The following is a 19,943-nucleotide window of genomic DNA, read 5'->3' on the forward strand; positions in this document are numbered from 1 at the left end:
GGAACGGTCGCTTCCTTTGTACTCACCCTCTCGGGCTTTCCTCCGGGCGCTTCCCTTCGGTCTTGCGTCTCCGACTCTATCAGATCTTTCCGATCGGATTCCCTGTCGGCGGGAGGTGCCTCAGGCCTGCGGCTTTCGCCCGTCGGCCTTTCGACATTCACTACGTTAACCGATTCCCCGCCCGACTCATAATCGAGTCCGTCGGCGTCGAATTCAGACGTGCGGGCACGTGGAATTCGCCCCGGTTGAGGGGAGTCGCTGGGTAGTGGTTTGGCCGCTTCCGGCTGCAGGCGATCGCCGTACCCGGTTCAAGCGGCTCGGGCCACATTACGCATCCTGTCCGGGCGAGTCAACTGCGGCGGCGCCTCGGTACGTGGGCGCGGTACGGGCTGACCGTTGGGTCGTCGGCCACCCAGAAGCGCCAGGGGTGCACGGCTCCCTCGCCGCCGACTCCCGTGCGGGGGCCGTGGCGTACCTGGTCGGAGGCGATGGACGTGCCCGTCAGCATGCGCAGCGGGGTGTCGTCGGAGGTGCACGCGTCCGTGCCGTCCAGGGAGCGGTCCACCGCCAGGGCCGTGGCCAGACGGGCCGGGCCTTTGGCCAGTTCCTTGTCGTTGCGGGCCGAGAGCCGTCGGGTGCGTGCCAGCTCGGCGCCCTCGACGATCTCGCCGGCGCGCAGCAGGACCGCGCTCGCCCTGCCTTCGGGGCCGCACACCAGGTTCATGCAGAACCACATGCCGTAGGTGAAGTAGACGTACACGTGACCGGGCGGACCGAACATCACGTCGTTGCGGGCCGTGCGGCCGCGATAGGCGTGGGAGCCGGGGTCGTTCTCACCGTCGTAGGCCTCGACCTCGGTGAGGCGGAGGGCGATCGGACCGTCCGGGGTGGTGCGTACCAGGATGCGGCCGAGCAGGTCGGGGGCGACATCGAGGACGGGCCGGTCGAAGAACTCCCTGAACAGGGGCGTACGGTCGGGGGTCGCGATCATGCCGCCCGAGGGTACTGGAGACGCGTGGTGCGCCGGGCTGGCCTCTGGGCACGGGCCTTGTCAGGGTGAGGACGTGGAACCGGTCACGGCCGGATCGCGTTTACAGGGATCAGGGATCCACCCGTAGTGGGCGAGAGGGAGAGTCATGGCGTTCAAGAAGCTGCTCGCGAGCCTGGGGGCCGGCGGGGCTTCGGTCGAGACGGTGCTGCACGAGGTCAACGTCGTCCCGGGCGGTGTCGTGCAGGGCGAGGTGCGGATCCAGGGCGGTTCCGTGAACCAGCAGATCGAGGGTCTCTCGGTCGGGCTGCAGGCCAAGGTCGAGGTGGAGAGCGGCGACCAGGAGTACAAGCAGGACATCGAGTTCACGAAGTCGCGGCTGGGCGGTGCGTTCGAGCTGCAGGCGAACGCGGTGCACGCGGTGCCGTTCGGGCTGGAGATCCCGTGGGAGACCCCGATCACGATGATCGAGGGTCAGGCGCTGCGCGGTATGAACATCGGGGTGTCCACGGAGCTGGAGATCGCGCGTGCCGTGGACTCCAGTGACCTGGACCCGGTGAACGTGCACCCGCTGCCGGCGCAGAAGGCCCTCCTCGACGCGTTCATCCAGCTGGGCTTCCGGTTCAAGAACGCGGACATGGAGCGCGGGGTCATCCGCGGTACGCGGCAGCGGCTGCCGTTCTACCAGGAGATCGAGTTCCACCCGCCGCAGCAGTACCGGGGGCTGAACCAGGTCGAGCTGAGCTTCGTGGCCGACCAGAACGCGATGGACGTCGTTCTGGAGATGGACAAGAAGCCCGGGCTGTTCAGCGAGGGCAGTGACACCTTCCGGTCGTTCCAGGTGGGGCTGAACGACTATCAGGGGACGGACTGGACGGCTTACCTGAACCAGTGGCTCTCCGAGGTCGGCAGCAAGCGCAACTGGTTCTAGTCGAGGGCCTAGGCTCGGGGTCGACTGCACGAACCGATCAGGAGGTACCGAGGTGACCGAGCTCGAGCGGCGGCCGCTCCCCCACGACTTCCACCCGCCCGTGGCGTCTTTCACGGTGACGAGTGAGGACGTCACGGAAGGCGCGAAGCTCAAGGACGCTCAGGTCCACGCGGCCGGCAACACCTCGCCGCAGCTGCGGTGGGGCGGCTTCCCGCCGGAGACCAAGAGCTTCGCCGTGACCTGCTACGACCCCGACGCCCCGACGGGGAGCGGGTTCTGGCACTGGGTGCTGTTCGACATCCCGGCGTCGGTGACCGAGCTGCCGGCGGGTGCGGGCAGCGGCGCGTTCGAGGGGCTGCCCGAGGGGGCGGTTCACGCGCGTAACGACTACGGCGGCAAGGACTTCGGCGGAGCCGCGCCGCCGCCCGGGGACGGGCCGCACCGTTATGTGTTCACGGTGTACGCCGTGGACCAGGAGAAGCTCGGTCCGGACGCGGACGCGTCGCCGGCCGTGGTGGGCTTCAACCTGCGGTTCCACACGATCGGGCGAGCCCAGCTGATCGGTGAGTACGAGGTACCCGCCGAGCACTGAGCCGGACCGCCCCGCTCCGGGCGTTCACGCGACGTTTGCCCGCTCCTGGTCTTGGAATTGATCAGGAGCGGGCATTTTTGTTGCCGGGGGCGTGTGGGACACCCCCCGCGGGAGCAGCAGATATTGCGTTGTCCATCCCGGCGTGCCCGGCCAGAGTTGATCCCAGCCCGCCAGGGGGTGGGCCGGTGCACACGGGAGGTGGGCTGGTATGCGGGACACGCTGGTACTCAACGCGAGCTTCGAGCCGCTGTCGACGGTGACGCTGAACCGAGCCGTCGTTCTGGTGCTTCAGGACAAGGCCGTCGTCGAGCAGGCCCACCCCGAGCTGCGGATGCGGGGAGCCGCGGTCGACATACCGGCGCCGCGTGTGATCAGGCTCTGCCAGTACGTACGGGTGCCGTTCCGAAGACGAGCGCCGTGGTCGCGGCGGGGGGTGCTGGTCAGGGACCGGCACCGGTGCGCGTACTGCGGGAGGCGGGCGACGACCGTGGACCACGTGGTGCCGCGGTCGCAGGGCGGTCAGGACACGTGGCTGAACACGGTGGCCTCGTGTGCGGAGGACAACCACCGCAAGGCCAACCGGACTCCTGACGAGGCGGGGATGCCGCTGCTGCGGCAGCCGTTCGAGCCGACTCCGGCGGACGCGATGCTGCTGGCGCTGGGGCAGGACGATGTCGACGCGCTGCCGGAGTGGCTGGCTCAGCCGGCGGCCTGAGCAGATGTGAATGGGGGCCCGCCTCCTCGGGAAGCGGGCCCCCATCGTGTACAGGTGCGCCGGGTCAGTCGATGGACGGCCGCTCGCGGCGCTCCTGGGCGGGTACGCCCGCTCCGGAGGCGCCCCCGTTGCCGCCGGAACCGCCGCCGATGCCGCCGAAGTTGCCCATGGCGCCGGAGAGGCCCTTGAGGGCGTCGCCGATCTCGCTCGGGACGATCCAGAGCTTGTTGGCGTCGCCTTCGGCGATCTTGGGGAGCATCTGGAGGTACTGGTAGGACAGGAGCTTCTGGTCCGGGTCGCCGGCGTGGATGGCCTCGAAGACCGTGCGCACGGCCTGGGCCTCGCCCTCGGCGCGCAGGGCGGCGGCCTTGGCCTCGCCCTCGGCGCGCAGGATCTGGGACTGCTTCTCGCCCTCGGCGCGCAGGATCTCGGACTGCCGGACACCTTCGGCCTGGAGGATCGCGGCGCGCTTGTCTCGGTCGGCGCGCATCTGCTTCTCCATCGAGTCCTGGATGGAGGTGGGCGGTTCGATCGCCTTGAGCTCGACGCGGTTGACGCGGATGCCCCACTTGCCGGTGGCCTCGTCGAGGACGCCGCGCAGTGCCGCGTTGATCTCCTCACGGGAGGTCAGGGTCCGCTCGAGGTCCATGCCGCCGATGATGTTGCGGAGGGTGGTGACGGTGAGCTGCTCGATCGCCTGGATGTAGCTGGCGACTTCGTAGGTCGCGGCTCGCGCGTCGGTCACCTGGTAGTAGATGACGGTGTCGATGTTGACGACCAGGTTGTCCTGGGTGATCACCGGCTGGGGCGGGAACGGGACGACCTGTTCACGCAGGTCGATGCGGTTGCGGATGGTGTCGATGAACGGGACGACGATGTTGAGGCCCGCGTTGAGTGTCCGCGTGTAGCGGCCGAAGCGCTCCACGATGGCCGCGCTGGCCTGCGGGATGACTTGGATCGTCTTGATCAGGGCGATGAAAACCAACACCACCAAAATGATCAGGACGATGATGACCGGTTCCATCGTCGTTCCCCGTACCCTTCTCCGCCTCGGCGCCTTGGCAGATCTCGTGGTTGTCGAAGATCTTGCTGGTCGAGTCTGACAGACCGTCGCGCACCACGCGAGGTCTTCCTCCACTTACGTCGTGCGAGGTCACATGACGATCGCGGTGGCTCCCTCGATGTCGACGACGTCCACTTCCTGGCCTACGTCGTAGGCACGGTCGGTGTCGAGGGCGCGGGCCGACCAGACCTCTCCGGCCAGCTTGATACGGCCGCCCGAGGCGTCGACGCGCTCCAGGACGACGGCTTGTCTGCCCTTCAGCGCGTCCACTCCGGTGGCGAGTTGGGGCCGCTGGGCGCGATGCCGGTTCGCGATGGGCCGTACGACGGCGATGCCCGCGGTCGATACGAGCGCGAAGACGGCGACCTGGGCGACGGCTCCGCCGCCGAAGACGCCGGTGACCACGGACGCGGCGACGGCGCCCACCGCGAGCATGCCGAGTTCCGGCATCGCGGTGATCACGAGCGCGATGCCGAGCGCGGTCGCGCCGATCAGCCACCACAGCCATGCGTCGATGTCCACCTGGTCATGGTAGGACCGACGCCCCTGTCGCCGACAGGGTGCCCGGGGTGTGAAATGCCGTTGCCCGCCCGGAATGTGCGCGGAGCCGGGGTGGGTCAGGACAGCGGGAGGCCCTGGGCGGTCCAGCGCTCGCCGGACTGTTCGACGACGAGCGGGAGTCCGAAGCACAGGGAGAGGTTGCGGGAGGTCAGTTCGAGCTCCAGCGGGCCTGCGGCGAGGACCTTGCCCTGGCGGATCATGAGGACGTGGGTGAAGCCGGGCGGGATCTCCTCGACATGGTGGGTGACCATGATCATCGAGGGGGCGATCGGGTCGCGGGCGAGGCGGCCGAGGCGGCGGACGAGGTCCTCGCGGCCGCCGAGGTCGAGGCCGGCGGCGGGCTCGTCGAGGAGGAGCAGTTCGGGGTCGGTCATGAGGGCGCGGGCGATGAGGGTGCGCTTGCGCTCGCCCTCGGAGAGCGTGCCGAACTTGCGGTCGAGGTACTCGCTCATGCCGAGGCGGTCGAGGAAGGCGCGGGCGCGCCGCTCGTCGATCTCCTCGTAGTCCTCGTGCCAGGTGGCGGTCATGCCGTAGGCGGCGGTGAGGACCGTCTCCAGGACCGTCTGCCGCTTGGGGAGCTTCTCGGTCATGGCGATGCCGGCCATGCCGATGCGGGGGCGCAGTTCGAAGACGTCTGTGCCGGGCCTGCCGAGGGTCTCGCCGAGGATGCCCGCGGTGCCGGAGCTGGGGAAGAGGTAGGTGGAAGCGAGGTTGAGGAGGGTGGTCTTGCCGGCGCCGTTCGGGCCGAGGATGACCCAGCGCTCGCCCTCCTTGACCGACCAGGAGACCTGGTCCACCAGAGCCCGGCCCTCGCGGACCACGGATACGTCCTGAAGCTCCAGAACATCGCTCATGAGCGCGTTGTCTCCCCTTGCAGTGTGGCCGGTCTCGGCTGTCGCGTACGCCTGTGGCTCGGTCCGCCGCGCCGGTGGGCGCAGCCCTCCATGAAATCTACGCCACCGGCCGACCGGGGCATTCCCTCGGTCCGGTCCTTGGAGGGTCCTAGGGTTGGGGGCATGCTCACGGAACCGCGCGCTGGACGTCTCGCAGCTTGGGGAAATGCACTTTTGGCCGGACTTGTCTCTCCGGACGACGCCGTCCTCGCCATCGTCGGCGAGGACGCGGTGCACCGGGTGGAGGGGGTGCCGGGAGAGCCGGGCCAGGTCGGGCTGACGCTCGCGCTGGGGCGGCTGCGGGCGCTGGGGGTGACCGGGCTGCGGGTCGCCCTGCCCGCGCCGGGTCATCCGCTGGGGCTGAGCGGGCCGCCGGAGTTCAACGCGCGGGCGCTGGAGGCGGAGGAGGCGGTGGTCTGTCACGGAGCCGCCCTCGGGCTGGTGCCGGACGTGTACGAGGCCGGGCCCGAGCATGTGCGGGACGAGGTGGTGTGGCATGTGCTGCCCGTGCGCGAGGCGCCGCCGGCGGACGTGCCGTCGCTGGGCGAGGCGGAGCGGGAACTCGCGGAGGCCCTGCGAGACGCGACCGAGGTGCTGACGCGGCTGGACGTGGCGGCGTCGGGGCCGGTGGCGGAGGCGGCGGTCGACGCGTACCGGGCGCGGGCCGAGCGGGGCCGGGAGGTGCTGGCGCCGGGGTATCCCACACGGGCGGTGCGGGTGCTGGAGCTGGCGCAGCGGGTGGGGGCGCTCATCGCCGTGGCGACGCAGAGCGGGCACGGGGGTGCGGTGAGCGCGTCCGAGATGGCCGCGCGGCGGGAGGCGCTGCGGCCGGTGGAACGGACGGCTCGGCGGGCGCAGGTCGCCGCGTACAACTCCGTCGTGGAGGAGCGGGAGCGGGGGGTGCGGTGACGGGGCCGGCGGCACCCATGCCCGCGGCCGGGCCATCCGGCCTCCCGGGCACACCCGGGAGGCCGGTGTCACCTCCGGCTCGGAGACGGAGGTGAGCGTCAGCGGTTGACGGCGAGGTCGCCGAAGGCCGGGTTCAGGTCGCCCACGACGTTCACGCTGTTGCCGGACACGTTGACCGGGACGTGCACCGGGGCCTGGACGACGTTGCCCGAGCCGACGCCCGGCGGGCCCGCGGCCCGGCCGTCGGCGTGCGCGCTGGTGGCGGAGGCCATGCCCGCGCCCGCGGCGAGCAGACCGCCGGTCACCATCGTCACGGCCACTGCCTTCTTCAGGTTCTTCACTTCTGAGCCCTCCTTGCCATCACCGCGGCAGGCGCCGCGGCAGGCACTGGAGAACGCCGGAGATCCACCGAGGATGCGCCATACGGGGGACATACCCACGACGGTATGAATCTCAGACCGGAACGCGACCTTGTGCGTGACCGGCGGGGAACGCGTCAGCCCGCCACGCCGTGGCGGACGGCCCACAGGGCGGCCTGCGTCCGGTCGGCCAGGTCGAGTTTCATGAGGATGTTCGAGACGTGGGTCTTGACGGTCTTCTCCGAGAGGACGAGCGCGCGGGCGATCTCGCGGTTGGAGCGGCCGTCCGCTATCAGGCCGAGCACCTCGCGCTCCCGGTCGGTCAGCGAACCGGCCCTGCCGGGACTGGAGTTGGCGCCCTCCTGGGAGAGCAGGGCGCCCGCGACCTCCGGCTGCAGGAGGATGTGCCCGGCGTGGACGGAGCGGATGGCTCCGGCCAGGGCGTCGGGGTCGACGTCCTTGTAGACGTATCCGGCGGCGCCCGCGCGCAGGGCCGGGACGACCGTGCGCTGCTCGGTGAAGCTGGTGACGACCAGCACGCGCGCGGGGTTGTCCAGCTCGCGGAGTCTGCGCAGGGCGCCGACGCCGTCCAGGCCCGGCATCTTGACGTCCATGAGGATGACGTCGGGCTGCAACTCCTCGGCGCGCTCGACTCCTTCGGCGCCGTCGGCGGCCTCGCCGACGACCTCGATGTCGTCCTGCACTTCGAGGAACGTGCGCAGGCCCCGGCGGACGACCTGGTGGTCGTCGACGAGCAGCACCCTGATCGCGTCAGCCACCGGGCACCTCCATCTCGATCGTGGTGCCCTTGCCGGGCGCCGATTCCACGGTCAGCGTGCCGCCGGCGCCGCTCGCCCGGTCCCGCATCGAGACCAGGCCGAGGTGGCGCCCCGCGCGGCGGACCGCGCCCGGGTCGAAGCCGTCGCCGTCGTCCCTGACCCGCAGGACGGCTCCGTTGCCGCGGCGCTCCAGGGCGACCTCGACGCGGGAGCCGCCGGAGTGGCGCAGGGCGTTGTGCAGGGCCTCCTGGGCGACGCGCAGGACCGCCTCCTCCTGGGAGGCGGGCAGTGCCTTCACGCCGTGCCCGGTGAAGGTGACCCGGGCGCTGTGGGCGCGGTCGAGGACCTGGATCTGGGTGCGCAGGGTGGCGACGAGGCCGTCCTCGTCGAGGGCGGCCGGGCGCAACTCGACCACGGCGGCGCGCAGTTCGTCGGCGGCTTCGGCGGCGAGCACGGCCACCTGGTGCAGTTCGCCCTTGGCGCGGGCCGGGTCGCGGTCGACCAGGGCGGTCGCGGCCTGGGCCGTCAGGCGCAGGGAGAACAGCTTCTGGCTGACCGCGTCGTGCAGTTCGTGGGCGAGGCGGGAGCGTTCCTCGGCGATGGTGAGCTCGCGGCTGCGCTCGTAGAGGCGGGCGTTGGTGAGGGCGATCGCGGCGTGCTGGGCGAGGATGCCGAGCAGGTCCTCGTCGTCGGCCGTGAAACCGCACCTTCCCTCGGGCCTGGGGCAGTTCTTGTTGGCGAGGAACAGGGCGCCGATGACCTCGTCGCCGTCGCGGATCGGCAGGCCCAGGAAGTCGACCAGGTCGGGGTGGGCCTTCGGCCAGCCCTCGAAGCGGGGGTCCTTGCGGACGTCGGCGATGCGCTCGGCCCTGGCCTCGTGCAGCATCGCGGCGAGGATGCCGTGCTGGCGCGGGAGGGGGCCGATGGCCTTCCACTGCTCCTCGCTGACGCCGTCGACCACGAACTGGGCGAAGCCGCCGTTCTCGTCCGGGACGCCCAGCGCGGCGTACTGCGCGTCGAGCAGTTCGCGGGCCGAGGCGACGATCGTCTTGAGGACATCGCGCACCTCGAGGTGCCTGCTCATGGCCAGCAGCGCGGAACTCACCGCGGCGAGGCCGGACCGGGGACCGTGACTCATGTCCTCACGGTACCGGCGGGCCGCGTCCGGGCGGATCGGGCCGGTGGCCGCAGGTGCGCGGTCCGGTGGGCCTAGGTCTTGGGGCGGAGGTGGCCGGGTGGGGGACGTAGGCCCGGGCGGACGCAAGGGGCTGGAGGGGGAGGTGCGCAGGCCTCGGGCAGCGCAAAGGGGACGAGGCCCTCAGGCTGGGCCCGGCGGATCCGTGCGTCGAGGCCGGGGCCTGGGGCGGCCGGATCGCTGCGGGTGCCCGGGATGTGGTGCGCAGGCCGGGTCGGCGCAGAGGGACCCGAGGGCCTTAGCACCGGAGAACCGGGGACGTACGCCTCGACCGGCGCAAGGGGCCTGAGGCCGACGCACCCGGGATGCCGAGCGCGGCCGGACCGGCACACAAAGAGTCCGGAGAGCCGAAGCACCGGAGAACCGGGGACGTACGCCTCGACCGGCGCAAGGGGCCTGAGGCCGACGCACCCGGGATGCGGGGCGCAGGGCCCGGGGCGTCAGGCCGGTGGTGTAGGCCCAAGGGACCCGGTGCTCTGCGGCCCCGGTCGGAGGCGGCCAGGACGGCCCGTTCCTGCGTTGAGGGCAACGCGATCACGACGAAGGAGCGGATCATGCCGGTTGCGATCATCACCGGGGCCTCGAAGGGACTGGGACGGGCGCTCGCCGAGGCCCTGGCCGGGCGGGGCTGGGACCTGGTGCTCGACGCCCGGGGCGCGGAGGCGCTGCGGGACACGGCCGAGGCCCTCGCGGGGCACGGCACGCGGGTGACCGCCGTGGCCGGGGACGTGACGGACGCCGCCCACCGGGCCGCGCTGGTGGTGGCGGCGTGGCGGCTGGGCGGCGTCGACCTGCTCGTGCACAACACGAGCGCGCTGGGCGCGGAACCGCTGGTCCGGCTGGAGGAGCTGCCCCTGGAGGGGCTGCGCCGGGCGCTGGAGGTGAACCTGGTGGCGGGGCTGGGACCTGGTGCAGGAGGCGCTGCCGCTGCTGCGTGCCTCGCGGGCGGGGTGGACCGACCTGGTGGTGACGCCGGAGCGGGGGTGGTGGACGGGCTGCTCACCGGGCTGCACGAGCCGGAGGCCTCGCATCTGCTGATGCTGGAGGCGGTCGCGGGGCGGGTCGCCGTCGAGCGGGCGTACGAGGCGGCGCTGCAAGGCCGCTACCTGTGGCACGAGTTCGGGGACGTACACCTCGTCCTGCCGTGACGAAAGGCCCGACGGGCCCTCACGGAGAGCATCGCTTGTGCAACCCGCGGTGAGACCGGGCTGCGCCCGATGTGAGCCCTCACACAGGACCCACGTCACGTACGAAAGTGCATAGGAGACAAACCAGGCCTCATGAGCGGCGCGGATCGTCCAATCTGCCCCGATTTGCCCTTCCCTGATCCACTATCTCCCTTCGTACGTCACACCTTTGCCACGCTATTTTGCGGCCGCTAAGAATGGCTGCCGTCGCTCAGCGCCGTGGGTTCTGCCCCGCGGCGTTCGTGTCGGAAACACACCGAGTCCAACGCCGGACGCCGAGCGACTCCCGCGCTATTCGAAGAGGTCCACACCACCATGCCCACGAACATCTTCAGCCGTGATCGCGGTCGAGGCCTGACCCGTCACCACAAGATCGCGATGGCCGGTGTCGCCACCCTCGGCGCCGCCGCCATCGGGTTCTCCGCGGTGCCGAGCGGCGCCTCGACGAAGACCACGACCGAGGCCGCTCAGCCGGCTGCGGTGGCGTTCAGCAACCAGCAGATCAAGGACGTGAAGGCCAGCGTCACGGACCAGATGGCCGGCGCCAGCGTGAAGGCGGAGCAGATCGCCGCCCAGCAGAAGGCCGAGGCCGCCGCTGCCGCTGCCGCCAAGAAGAAGGCCGAGGCCGCCGCTGCCGCGAAGAAGCAGGCCACCGCCGAGGCCGCGAGGAAGAAGGCCGCCGCCGAGCGCCAGGCCAAGGAGGCCGCGAGCCGCGCCGCCAAGCGCGCCGAGGCGAAGAAGGCCGCCAAGAAGACCTACCCGAACAACCTCGACGGCTGGATCCGCGAGTCGCTCGACGTCATGAAGAAGCACGGGATCCCCGGCTCCTACGAGGGCATCAAGCGCAACATCATGCGGGAGTCCTCGGGCAACCCGCGCGCGATCAACAACTGGGACATCAACGCCGTCAACGGCATCCCGTCCAAGGGTCTGCTGCAGGTCATCCCGCCGACCTTCAAGCACTGGCACGTTCCCGGCACCTCCTGGGACATCTACGACCCGGTAGCCAACATCACGGCCGCCTGCAACTACGCGGCCGACAAGTACGGCTCCATGGACAACGTCGACAGCGCGTACTGAGGCTGGCGCGGACCTCTGCTTCGCCGGACCGAACGCCGAAGGGCGGCACCCTCCTGACGAGGTGCCGCCCTCTGGGCATGGTGAGGCCGTGACTACTTGCGCATGACCTCGGGCTCGTGGCGGCGCAGGAAGCGCGCCACGAAGAAGCCGCAGATCACCCCGAGCGCGAGCAGGGCGCCCATGTCCATGGCCCACGCCCCGACCGTGTGCTCCCACAGCGGGTCGGTGTCGCCGGCCGTCTCGGGCGGGCTGATCCTGTTGAAGTCCAGCGTGGCGCCCGACGCGGCGACCGCCCAGCGCGAGGGCATCAGGAACGAGAACTGGTTGACGCCGATCGAGCCGTGCAACGCGAACAGGCATCCCGTGAAGACGACCTGGATGATCGCGAACATCACCAGCAGCGGCATGGTCTTCTCGGCGGTCTTGACCAGCGACGAGATGATCAGGCCGAACATCATCGACGTGAAGCCCAGGGCCATGATCGGGATGGAGAGCTCCACGAGGGTCGCGCCGCCGAGGACCAGGCCCTCCTCGGGGATCTCCCGGCTGGAGAAGCCGATGACGCCGACCAGCAGGCCCTGCAGCACGGTGATCATGCCGAGCACGAACACCTTCGACATCAGGTACGCCGAGCGGGACAGGCCGGTCGCGCGCTCCCGCTCGTAGATGACCCGTTCCTTGATCAGCTCCCGGACCGAGTTGGCCGCGCCCGCGAAGCAGGCGCCGACGGCGAGGATCAGCAGGACCGTGGTGGCGGTGCCGTTCGGGATGATCCGGCCGGTCTGCGGGTTGGGCGGGTTCGGCAGCAGGCCGCGGTCCGCGTCGATGAGCAGGCTGACCGCGCCGAGCACGGCCGGCAGGATCACCATCAGGGCGAGGAAGCCCTTGTCGGACGCGATGACGGAGACGTAGCGCCGCACCAGGGTGACGAACTGCGACATCCAGCCCTGCGGCTTGGGCGGCCTCAGCGCCTGCATGGGCGGAACCTGTACGGACTGCGGCGCGACGGCGTCGAGGTCCGCGGCGTACATCTGGTAGTGCTGCGAGCCCTTCCAGCGGCCCGCCCAGTCGTAGTCGCGGTAGTTCTCGAAGGCGGAGAAGACGTCGGCCCAGGTGCCGTAGCCGAAGAAGTTGAGCGCCTCCTCCGGCGGGCCGAAGTAGGCCACGGAGCCGCCGGGCGCCATCACCAGCAGCTTGTCGCACAGGGCCAGTTCGGCCACGGAGTGCGTGACGACGAGGACCGTGCGGCCGTCGTCGGCCAACCCGCGCAGCAGCTGCATGACGTCGCGGTCCATGCCCGGGTCGAGCCCGGAGGTCGGCTCGTCCAGGAAGATCAGCGACGGCTTGGTGAGCAGCTCCAGGGCCACCGAGACGCGCTTGCGCTGGCCGCCCGAGAGGGACGTGACCTTCTTGTCCTTGTGGATGTCGAGCTTCAGCTCGCGCAGCACCTCGTCGATGCGGGCCTCGCGCTCGGCGGCCGTGGTGTCCGCCGGGAAGCGGAGCTTGGCCGCGTACTTGAGGGCCTTCTTGACGGTCAGCTCCTTGTGCAGGATGTCGTCCTGCGGGACCAGACCGATGCGCTGGCGCAGCTCGGCGAACTGCTTGTAGAGGTCGCGGTTGTCGTAGAGGACCTCGCCCTGGTTGGCGGGCCGGTAGCCGGTGAGCGCCTTGAGCAGGGTCGACTTGCCGGAACCGGACGGTCCGATGACCGCGATCAGCGACTTCTCCGGGACGCCGAAGGAGACGTCCCTGAGGATCTGCTTGCCCCCGTCGACCGTGACGGTCAGGTGGCGGGCGGAGAAGGACACCTCACCGGTGTCGACGAACTCCTCCAGCCGGTCGCCGACGATCCGGAACGTCGAGTGGCCGACGCCGACGACGTCGGTCGGGCCGAGCAGCTGCGAGCCGCCCTTGGCGATCGGCTGGCCGTTGACGTACGTGCCGTTGTGCGAGCCGAGGTCGCGGATCTCCATGCGCCCGTCGGGCGTGGCGTGGAACTCGGCGTGGTGCCGGGAGACCTGCAGGTCCGAGACGACCAGCTCGTTCTCCAGGGCACGGCCGATGCGCATCACACGGCCCAGGGAGAACTGGTGGAAGGAGGTCGGGCTGCGGTCGCCGTGGACCGGCGGTGCCCCCGCGACACCGCCGGGGCCCTGCTGCTGCGGGATGTGCGCGGCGGCCTGCTGCGGCTGCTGCCATCCGGCCTGCGGTGGCTGCTGCCGGGGCGGCTGCCGGTCGGGCGCCTGCTGCCCCCAGCCGGGGTTCGCGCCCTGCGCCGCGAACGGCTGCTGCTGGGGCGCGGCCTGCGGCGTCGCGACGGGGGCCTCGGCGCCCGAGAGGTTCAGGCGCGGTCCGTCGGTCGCGTTGCCCAGGTGCACCGACGAGCCGGGGCCGAGCTCCATGTGATGGATCCGGCGGCCCTGCACGAAGGTGCCGTTGGTGCTGCCGTGGTCCTCGATGACCCAACTGCGGCCGTTGTGACTGACCGTGGCGTGACGCCAGGAGACCCTGGCGTCGTCGAAGACGACGTCCCCCTGCGGATCACGTCCGAGGGTGTATGACCTGGACGGATCGAGCGTCCAGGTACGTCCGTTTGATTCCAGTACGAGTTCCGGCACTCCATGCCCCACTGAGTTGTCCCCCGAGTTACCCCCGACATGGGGAGTCTAGGGATGTCGAACATCGGGGGGAACTATTTCAGGAGCGGCCCCCTGACCGAAAGTCGGACCTTGTGAAGAGCGCGCCGGACCGCTCCGGCCCACCCCGTTGACGCGGTGGAAAACGGGCCGGAGAGTGGTATTTCGACGCGAGGGGGACATGCGCGGTGTTCCGCCGCGGAGCGGATCGGGGGGTCTGCCATGGGTGCTGCCGCAGGGGCCGGGGCGGCGGGGGACGGCGCGCGCGTGCCGTGGGGGGACGTGCTGGTGTCCGCCGTCGCCGCCGTGAGCTGGGCGTTGATCGGGATGGCGGGGACGGCGGCCCTGGGCCTGAGGCTGCTGGAGGCGGACGCGGCCGGTTCCTGGGGTCCGATGACGGCGGCGGTGGTGGCGCTGGCGGCGAGGGGTTCGGTCACACCGTCCGGTGACGTCTCGGCGTTCGGCCTGTCGGGCGCGGAGGCGGAGACGGCCATCGAGATCACGCCACTGGGGGTGAGCCTGGTCGGGGCGCTGGTGCTGTCGTGGTTCTTCCTGAGGTCCCTTCGGGCGGCGGGAGTTGTGATCGCGCCGCCCGAACTCCTGGCGCGGGCGGGCGCGGTGGTCGCGCTGTTCGTGGCGATGCTGGGCGGTCTCGCCTGGGCGGGGCGCGACGTCGTCACGATCGACGGCGGCTCGCTGGGGCTGGACGACGTCACCGGCGGGGACGGCGGTCCGGAGGTACCCGGGCTGGGGGACGTCGGCGGGCTGCTGCCGGACCGCCTCGGCGACCTCGTCGACGCGCGGGCGTCGGTCGGTTTCACGGTCGACACCGCGCCCACGCTGCTCGGCGGGCTCGGCTGGGCGGCGGGGGTCCTCCTCGTCGCCCTGCTGGCCTCGCGCCGCACTCCGCTGCCACCGGGCTGGGAGGCCGTGCACCGGGTCGTACGGCCGGCCGCGTCGGCCGTGGTGACCGTGCTGCTGGGCGCGGTGGCGGCGGGGCTCGCGGCGGCCGGGTACGCGGCGGCCGGCGACGGCCACCCGAAGCGGATCGCCGGGGCGGCGCTGCTGGGGGCACCGAACGGGGTGTGGACGGGCCTCCCGATCGGCCTTTCCGTGCCGTGGGACGGCCACGCGACCGGCGAGCTGACCCGCTTCCTGCCGGACCCGCTGGACGACCTCCTCACGATGCGGCCCGACCAGCCGGTGACCCTCGGGCGGCTGGCCGAGCTGGACCGGCGGATGTGGCTGCTGGGGGTGGCGGCGGGCCTGCTCCTGCTGCTGGCGGGGGTGCTGACGGCGGTGCGGACGCCGGTGGTGTCCGGGGCCGGGGCAGCCGGTTCCGAAGCGGGGGGGTTCGAACTGGGGGGTTCCCGAGCGGGGGGTTCCGGTGCTCTCGGTTTCGCGGGCCGGTGCGCGCTGCGGCTGGGCGTCGCCACCGCGCTCGCCCTGCCCCTGCTGGCCTGGCTGACGGAGGTCTCCGTGACGGCCTCGCTGTCCGTGCTCGGCTTCGACGCGTTCGGCGCGGGGCTCGAACTGCACGGCCGTCCGGGGGCCGCCCTGCTGCTGGGCGCGGTGTGGGGAGCGGCTGCCGGGGCGGCGGGGGCGTCGCTGGCCTGGGCGAGCGGGGCGGCGGGGCGGTTCGCGGCGGAGAGGGCGCGGGCAGGGGGCGGGTCCGGTCGGGCCGGGTCCGGACTCGGCGTCCCCGGACAACCACACGGCACCCCCCAGTGGCCATCCCGCGCCCCTCGGCGCCCGGACGAGGCGTCGCCGGACGACGAGGCCGCCGCCCGCGACGACGACAGCGGCAGCATCTACGGGGCTCCCACGGTCGCCCGCCCCGTCGGCCCTCCGCCCCGTGGCCCGCGGCAGTCCCCGGGACCGGGGAACGGCAACGGCCCGCCGGCCCGGCCCGGCGACTGGCCGCCGCCCCCACCGGCCCCTCCCCCGCCACCGCGCAGGCCACGGGGCGGAAAGTGACCGGTACCGCATCCCCCGGCGCGGGGACGCGGTACCGGTACGCAAGGTTCACGCCACGGACGCGACACCCACTGTTCGCTGTCCGCCAGGCGGACCTCGGGGGCGATGTGCCCGGCCCGCCGGATACGGTGGAAGGACCATGAGCGCTTCGCAGACCTCGTCTTCCGACGTCCCTGCCGACGTCCCCACCCTCCTTGTGAAGATCTTCGGCAAGGACAGGCCCGGCATCACGGCCGGCCTCTTCGACACCCTCGCCGCCTACTCCGTCGACGTCGTCGACATCGAGCAGGTCGTCACCCGTGGCCGGATGGTGCTGTGCGCGCTCGTGACCGAGCCGCCCCCCGGGCGGGAGGGGGATCTGCGGTCGACCGTCCACAGCTGGGCCGAGTCGATGAAGATGCAGGCGGAGATCATCTCCGGCCTCGGCGACAACCGGCCGCGCGGGCTGGGCCGCTCCCTGGTCACCGTGCTCGGGCACCCGCTCACCGCGGAGGCGACGGCCGCGATAGCAGCGCGGATCACCCGGACCGGCGGCAACATCGACCGTATCTTCCGGCTGGCCAAGTACCCCGTCACCGCGGTCGAGTTCGCCGTGTCCGGCGTGGAGACCGAGCCGCTGCGCACCGCCCTGGCGACCGACGCGGCGAAGCTCGGCATCGACGTGGCGGTCGTCGGCGCCGGGCTGTACCGGCGTGCGCAGCGCCTCGTCGTGATGGACGTCGACTCGACGCTCATCCAGGACGAGGTCATCGAGTTGTTCGCCGCGCACGCCGGCTGCGAGGACAAGGTCGCCGAGGTGACGGCGGCGGCGATGCGCGGGGAACTGGACTTCGAGCAGTCCCTGCACGCGCGCGTGGCGCTGCTGGAGGGGCTGGACGCCTCGGTGGTCGACAAGGTGCGCAGCGAGGTACGGCTGACGCCCGGAGCCCGCACCCTGATCCGTACGCTGAAGCGGCTCGGCTACCAAGTCGGCGTGGTCTCGGGCGGGTTCACCCAGGTCACGGACGATCTGAAGGAACGGCTCGGACTGGACTTCGCCCAGGCCAACACCCTGGAGATCGTCGACGGCCGGCTGACGGGCAGGGTCACCGGCGAGATCGTCGACCGGGCGGGCAAGGCGCGGCTGTTGCGCCGGTTCGCCGCGGAGGCGGGGGTGCCGCTGTCGCAGACGGTGGCGATCGGTGACGGGGCCAACGACCTGGACATGCTGAACGCGGCCGGTCTCGGGGTCGCCTTCAACGCCAAGCCGGTGGTGCGCGAGGCCGCCCACACGGCGGTGAACGTCCCCTTCCTGGACACCGTCCTGTACCTGCTGGGCATCACACGCGAAGAGGTCGAGGCGGCCGACACCGTCGACGGCGTCGACGCGGTCTGAGCCGTCCCTCCGGGCCCGGCACGGCAGGACGCCGGGCCCTGGTCGGGGAGGTGCTGTCCCCACGGTGACCGACTCACCGTGGGGACAGCGCGTCAGCCGCTCACCCGCACGGCAGTCGCCTACTCGGTCGGCGCCCAGTAGTCCTGGAGCGTTCCGGTGGCCGGCTCCAGGCTCTTCCAGGAGCCGCTGAAGGACAGGACGGCGAAGGCGGCGGCCGGGAATCCGCGGCGGGACATCCGCTCGCGGGCCTCGTCCTGCGCCGAGCCCGCGAGGATCTCGGCCAGGCCCTGGATGCCGGGGTTGTGGCCGACCATGAGGACGTTCCGCGCGTCGTCGGGCGTCTCGTTGAGCAGGGCGATCAGCTCGCCCGGCGAGGCCTCGTAGACCCGCTCCTCGTAGACGGTTTTCGGCCGCTGCGGGAACTCCTGGACCGCGAGCTTCCAGGTCTCCCTGGTCCGGACCGCGGTGGAGCACAGGGCCAGATCGAAGGGGACGCCGGTGTCGGCGAGCCTGCGCCCGGCCTCCGCTGCGTCTTTGCGGCCCCGCTCAGCGAGCGGGCGCTCGTGATCGGTCACCTGCGGCCAGTCGGCTTTGGCATGGCGGAAGAGGACAATCCTGCGGAGTTCTGCGACGCTCATGAGATCCAGCTTCGCATGAAACACACCACAGGGCGCAGGGAGTTGACCGGTGGGTCCGGCGCTGCTCAGCGGCCCGTCAGCTGCTGCAACCGCTCGAAGAGGTGGGTGATCGCGGGCTCACCGGCGGCCGCGTGGGCGTCGGAGGGCTGGAGGATCAGGGCGAGCAGGGCCGTGAAGGCGAGCACGGGCAGGGCCAGGGCCCACCAGGGCAGCCGGCTGTCGGCACCGGCCCGGGACGCCGGGCAGGTCCGGGTGCGCACAGGAGCCGACATGGTGCCTCCGCTCGTCGAGTGGCCGGTGACCCTCTGTCGTGGTCACATCTCGACGCTACGGAACGCGCGCGCGCCGGCCCATCCGGTGACCCACCCACTCGACCCTGACCCTCACCCCCTAGGGGACAGGGGGGACAGCCCCACCACGGGCGGTGGAGCGGCGGTCACGGGGAGGCGAGGGTCGCGATGACGGCGATGACGATGAAGATCGCGAAGAAGGCGCCGAAGACGAGCAGCATCTTCTTCTGACCGTGCTGGGGGTTCGGGTCGAGCACTGGCATGGGGACAGTGTCCCACCCGCCGTGCGCGCCCGGCGCCCCGGGGTGGTGCCCTGCCCTCGGGGCGTGACTCAGCGTCCGGGGGCAGGACGCAGCGTCCTCGGGGGCGGGACTCAGCGGGCGGCCTCGTCCTCCACCGTGCGGTCGCGGCCGGCCAGGAAGCCCACCGCCATCTGCGGCACCATCAGGGCGCCCATCAGCGCGAGCGGCAGGCCCCAGCCGCCGCTGTGCTGGTACAGGACGCCCACCAGGAGCGGTCCCGGGATGGAGATGAGGTACCCGGTGCTCTGCGCGAAAGCCGACAGCTGGGTGACGCCGGAGCCGGTCCTGGCGCGCATGCCGACCATGGTGAGGGCGAGCGGGAAGGCGCAGTTGGACACGCCGAGGAGCAGGGCCCAGGCCCAGGCTCCGGCGGCCGGGGCGAGGTACAGCCCGGCGTATCCGGCGAGGCCGCAGACGCCCAGGGCGAGCACGACGGGGCCCTGGTGGGGCAGCCGCGTGGCCAGGCGGGGTATGACGAAGGCCAGGGGCACGCCCATCACCATGGTGAGGGCCAGCAGCAGTCCCGCGGTGCCCGCGGGCACCCCGGCGTCCCGGAAGATCTGCGCCATCCACCCCATCGTGATGTAGGCGGCGGTGGCCTGGAGCCCGAAGAAGACGGCCAGGGCCCAGGCGGTGCGGCTGCGGGTGATCCGCAGCCGGGGAGCGGCCTCGCGCGCGGGTCCCGCCGCGGGGTTCCGCGCCCCGGCCGCGGTGTCCCGTGCGGGCCCGTCGGCGCCGGTCCGCGGCGCCCCGGCCCGCTCCCCCGTGTCCGTCGGCGTGACGCGTCCGCGGACGAACGGCAGCCACGGCAGGACCGCCGCGGCGGCGAGGCCCGCCCACAGGGCCAGGCCCGACTGCCAGCCGCCGCCGAGGGCGTCGGTCACCGGCACGGTGACCGCGGCCGCGAGGGCGGTGCCGAGGGCGAGAGCCATCGAGTAGAGGCCGGTCATGGAGCCGACGCGGTCGGGGAACCACTGCTTGACGATGACCGGCATCAGGACGTTGCTGACCGCGATGCCCATGAGCGCGAGGGCGCTGGCGGCGAGGAACCCGGCCGTGCTCCCGGTGAACGGCCGCAGCAGCAGGCCGGTGGCGATGGCGGCCATGCCGGCGCACACCACGGCGCCCGGGCCGAAGCGCCGGGCGAGCCGGGGGGCCATGACGCCGAAGACGGCGAAGCACAGCGGCGGCACGGAGGTCAGCAGTCCGGCCACGCTGCCGCTCATGCCGAGCCCGTCCCGGACCTCCTCCAGGAGGGCGCCGAGGCTGGTGATGGCCGGACGGAGGTTCAGCGCGGACAGCACGATGCCGGCGACGAGCAGCCGCATCGTCCACGCGCGCGCGGAGGAGCCGCCCGGTTCCCGGGTGTCCCGCCCGGCCGAGCGGCGGACGGTCGAGGGCGTCATCGTCCGGATTTCCTCACCAGCCATGAGACCCATCATAGAATCATAGGATGATTCTCTGTCCACCCCC

19 protein-coding genes and 2 pseudogenes are annotated in these 19,943 nt (G+C 71.8%); 9 read left to right on the top strand and 12 right to left on the bottom strand.

What is annotated here, in order from left to right:
- Positions 1 to 349: 349 nt before the first annotated feature.
- On the bottom strand, positions 350 to 991 hold the full coding sequence (locus tag ACFW6P_RS28235; protein WP_386359120.1) for a DNA-3-methyladenine glycosylase: 642 nt from the start codon (positions 989 to 991) through the stop codon (positions 350 to 352).
- Between the two features lie 145 nt (positions 992 to 1,136).
- Here ACFW6P_RS28235 and ACFW6P_RS28240 point away from each other — a divergent pair, with 145 nt between their 5' ends.
- From ACFW6P_RS28240 to ACFW6P_RS28250, 3 genes are all read left to right on the top strand, one after another.
- On the top strand, positions 1,137 to 1,919 hold the full coding sequence (locus tag ACFW6P_RS28240; protein WP_386359119.1) for a sporulation protein: 783 nt from the start codon (positions 1,137 to 1,139) through the stop codon (positions 1,917 to 1,919).
- 52 nt (positions 1,920 to 1,971) lie between these two features.
- On the top strand, positions 1,972 to 2,511 hold the full coding sequence (locus ACFW6P_RS28245; RefSeq protein WP_386359117.1) for a YbhB/YbcL family Raf kinase inhibitor-like protein: 540 nt from the start codon (positions 1,972 to 1,974) through the stop codon (positions 2,509 to 2,511).
- A gap of 208 nt (positions 2,512 to 2,719) precedes the next feature.
- On the top strand, positions 2,720 to 3,226 hold the full coding sequence (locus ACFW6P_RS28250) for an HNH endonuclease (RefSeq protein WP_386359115.1): 507 nt from the start codon (positions 2,720 to 2,722) through the stop codon (positions 3,224 to 3,226).
- 64 nt (positions 3,227 to 3,290) lie between these two features.
- On the opposite strand, the gene ACFW6P_RS28255 is transcribed toward ACFW6P_RS28250, so the two are convergent.
- The 3 genes from ACFW6P_RS28255 to ACFW6P_RS28265 all read right to left on the bottom strand — a co-directional run bounded on the left by ACFW6P_RS28255 (position 3,291) and on the right by ACFW6P_RS28265 (position 5,704).
- Positions 3,291 to 4,250, bottom strand: a complete 960-nt coding sequence (locus ACFW6P_RS28255) for an SPFH domain-containing protein (RefSeq protein ID WP_386359113.1) — start codon at positions 4,248 to 4,250, stop codon at positions 3,291 to 3,293.
- A 129-nt stretch (positions 4,251 to 4,379) separates the two neighbouring features.
- A complete protein-coding gene (locus ACFW6P_RS28260) occupies positions 4,380 to 4,811 on the bottom strand; it encodes an NfeD family protein (RefSeq protein ID WP_386359111.1) in 432 nt (143 codons plus the stop codon).
- A 95-nt stretch (positions 4,812 to 4,906) separates the two neighbouring features.
- Positions 4,907 to 5,704, bottom strand: a complete 798-nt coding sequence (locus ACFW6P_RS28265; protein ID WP_386359109.1) for an ABC transporter ATP-binding protein — start codon at positions 5,702 to 5,704, stop codon at positions 4,907 to 4,909.
- A gap of 162 nt (positions 5,705 to 5,866) precedes the next feature.
- Between ACFW6P_RS28265 and ACFW6P_RS28270 the strand changes: the two genes are divergently transcribed.
- The gene (locus tag ACFW6P_RS28270; protein WP_386359107.1) at positions 5,867 to 6,652 is read left to right on the top strand and encodes a hypothetical protein; all 786 of its coding nucleotides are present in this window, start codon (positions 5,867 to 5,869) and stop codon (positions 6,650 to 6,652) included.
- Positions 6,653 to 6,750: 98 nt separating this feature from the next.
- Here ACFW6P_RS28270 and ACFW6P_RS28275 read toward each other — a convergent pair whose 3' ends face one another.
- The 3 genes from ACFW6P_RS28275 to ACFW6P_RS28285 form a co-directional block, all read right to left on the bottom strand.
- The gene (locus tag ACFW6P_RS28275; RefSeq protein ID WP_386359105.1) at positions 6,751 to 6,993 is read right to left on the bottom strand and encodes a chaplin; all 243 of its coding nucleotides are present in this window, start codon (positions 6,991 to 6,993) and stop codon (positions 6,751 to 6,753) included.
- 155 nt (positions 6,994 to 7,148) lie between these two features.
- Positions 7,149 to 7,790, bottom strand: coding sequence for a response regulator (locus ACFW6P_RS28280; protein WP_386359103.1), 642 nt, complete (start codon positions 7,788 to 7,790; stop codon positions 7,149 to 7,151).
- Positions 7,783 to 8,928, bottom strand: coding sequence for a GAF domain-containing sensor histidine kinase (locus ACFW6P_RS28285; RefSeq protein WP_386359101.1), 1,146 nt, complete (start codon positions 8,926 to 8,928; stop codon positions 7,783 to 7,785). Before ACFW6P_RS28285 ends, ACFW6P_RS28280 begins: the two co-directional genes overlap by 8 nt.
- A 611-nt stretch (positions 8,929 to 9,539) precedes the next feature.
- On the opposite strand from ACFW6P_RS28285, the pseudogene ACFW6P_RS28290 reads away from it, so the two are divergent.
- The 3 genes and pseudogenes from ACFW6P_RS28290 to ACFW6P_RS28300 form a co-directional block, all read left to right on the top strand.
- Positions 9,540 to 9,936, top strand: a pseudogene (locus ACFW6P_RS28290) (SDR family NAD(P)-dependent oxidoreductase); the annotation flags it as partial.
- Positions 9,925 to 10,248, top strand: a pseudogene (locus ACFW6P_RS28295) (S-adenosylmethionine:tRNA ribosyltransferase-isomerase); the annotation flags it as partial. The pseudogenes ACFW6P_RS28290 and ACFW6P_RS28295, both read left to right, overlap by 12 nt.
- Before the next feature lie 239 nt (positions 10,249 to 10,487).
- Entirely contained in the window at positions 10,488 to 11,252 is a 765-nt protein-coding gene (locus tag ACFW6P_RS28300) for a transglycosylase SLT domain-containing protein (RefSeq protein WP_386359099.1), read from the top strand.
- Between the two features lie 92 nt (positions 11,253 to 11,344).
- Here ACFW6P_RS28300 and ACFW6P_RS28305 read toward each other — a convergent pair whose 3' ends face one another.
- Positions 11,345 to 13,870 carry an FHA domain-containing protein gene (locus tag ACFW6P_RS28305; RefSeq protein WP_386425293.1) on the bottom strand — a complete coding sequence of 842 codons (2,526 nt, stop codon included), beginning with the start codon at positions 13,868 to 13,870 and terminating at the stop codon, positions 11,345 to 11,347.
- A gap of 240 nt (positions 13,871 to 14,110) precedes the next feature.
- Here ACFW6P_RS28305 and ACFW6P_RS28310 point away from each other — a divergent pair, with 240 nt between their 5' ends.
- Together ACFW6P_RS28310 and serB are read left to right on the top strand one after the other, a co-directional pair.
- Positions 14,111 to 15,865, top strand: coding sequence for a streptophobe family protein (locus tag ACFW6P_RS28310; protein ID WP_386425295.1), 1,755 nt, complete (start codon positions 14,111 to 14,113; stop codon positions 15,863 to 15,865).
- Between the two features lie 139 nt (positions 15,866 to 16,004).
- Positions 16,005 to 17,240 (top strand): phosphoserine phosphatase SerB, encoded by a 1,236-nt coding sequence (gene serB, locus ACFW6P_RS28315; protein WP_386359093.1) that lies wholly within the window; start codon positions 16,005 to 16,007, stop codon positions 17,238 to 17,240.
- Positions 17,241 to 17,359: 119 nt separating this feature from the next.
- Here serB and ACFW6P_RS28320 read toward each other — a convergent pair whose 3' ends face one another.
- The 4 genes from ACFW6P_RS28320 to ACFW6P_RS28335 form a co-directional block, all read right to left on the bottom strand.
- Entirely contained in the window at positions 17,360 to 17,878 is a 519-nt protein-coding gene (locus ACFW6P_RS28320) for a SixA phosphatase family protein (protein ID WP_386425297.1), read from the bottom strand.
- A gap of 65 nt (positions 17,879 to 17,943) precedes the next feature.
- Complete coding sequence (locus tag ACFW6P_RS28325) at positions 17,944 to 18,150, bottom strand: hypothetical protein (protein ID WP_386359089.1); 207 nt, start codon at positions 18,148 to 18,150, stop codon at positions 17,944 to 17,946.
- A 164-nt stretch (positions 18,151 to 18,314) separates the two neighbouring features.
- Positions 18,315 to 18,431 (bottom strand): SGM_5486 family transporter-associated protein, encoded by a 117-nt coding sequence (locus ACFW6P_RS28330; protein WP_104779641.1) that lies wholly within the window; start codon positions 18,429 to 18,431, stop codon positions 18,315 to 18,317.
- A gap of 110 nt (positions 18,432 to 18,541) precedes the next feature.
- Positions 18,542 to 19,912, bottom strand: coding sequence for a CynX/NimT family MFS transporter (locus ACFW6P_RS28335; protein ID WP_386359088.1), 1,371 nt, complete (start codon positions 19,910 to 19,912; stop codon positions 18,542 to 18,544).
- Positions 19,913 to 19,943: the final 31 nt, after the last annotated feature.

Origin of the sequence: Streptomyces sp. NPDC058741, assembly GCF_042746715.1 — a bacterium.
Taxonomy (GTDB): Bacteria; Actinomycetota; Actinomycetes; order Streptomycetales; family Streptomycetaceae; genus Streptomyces.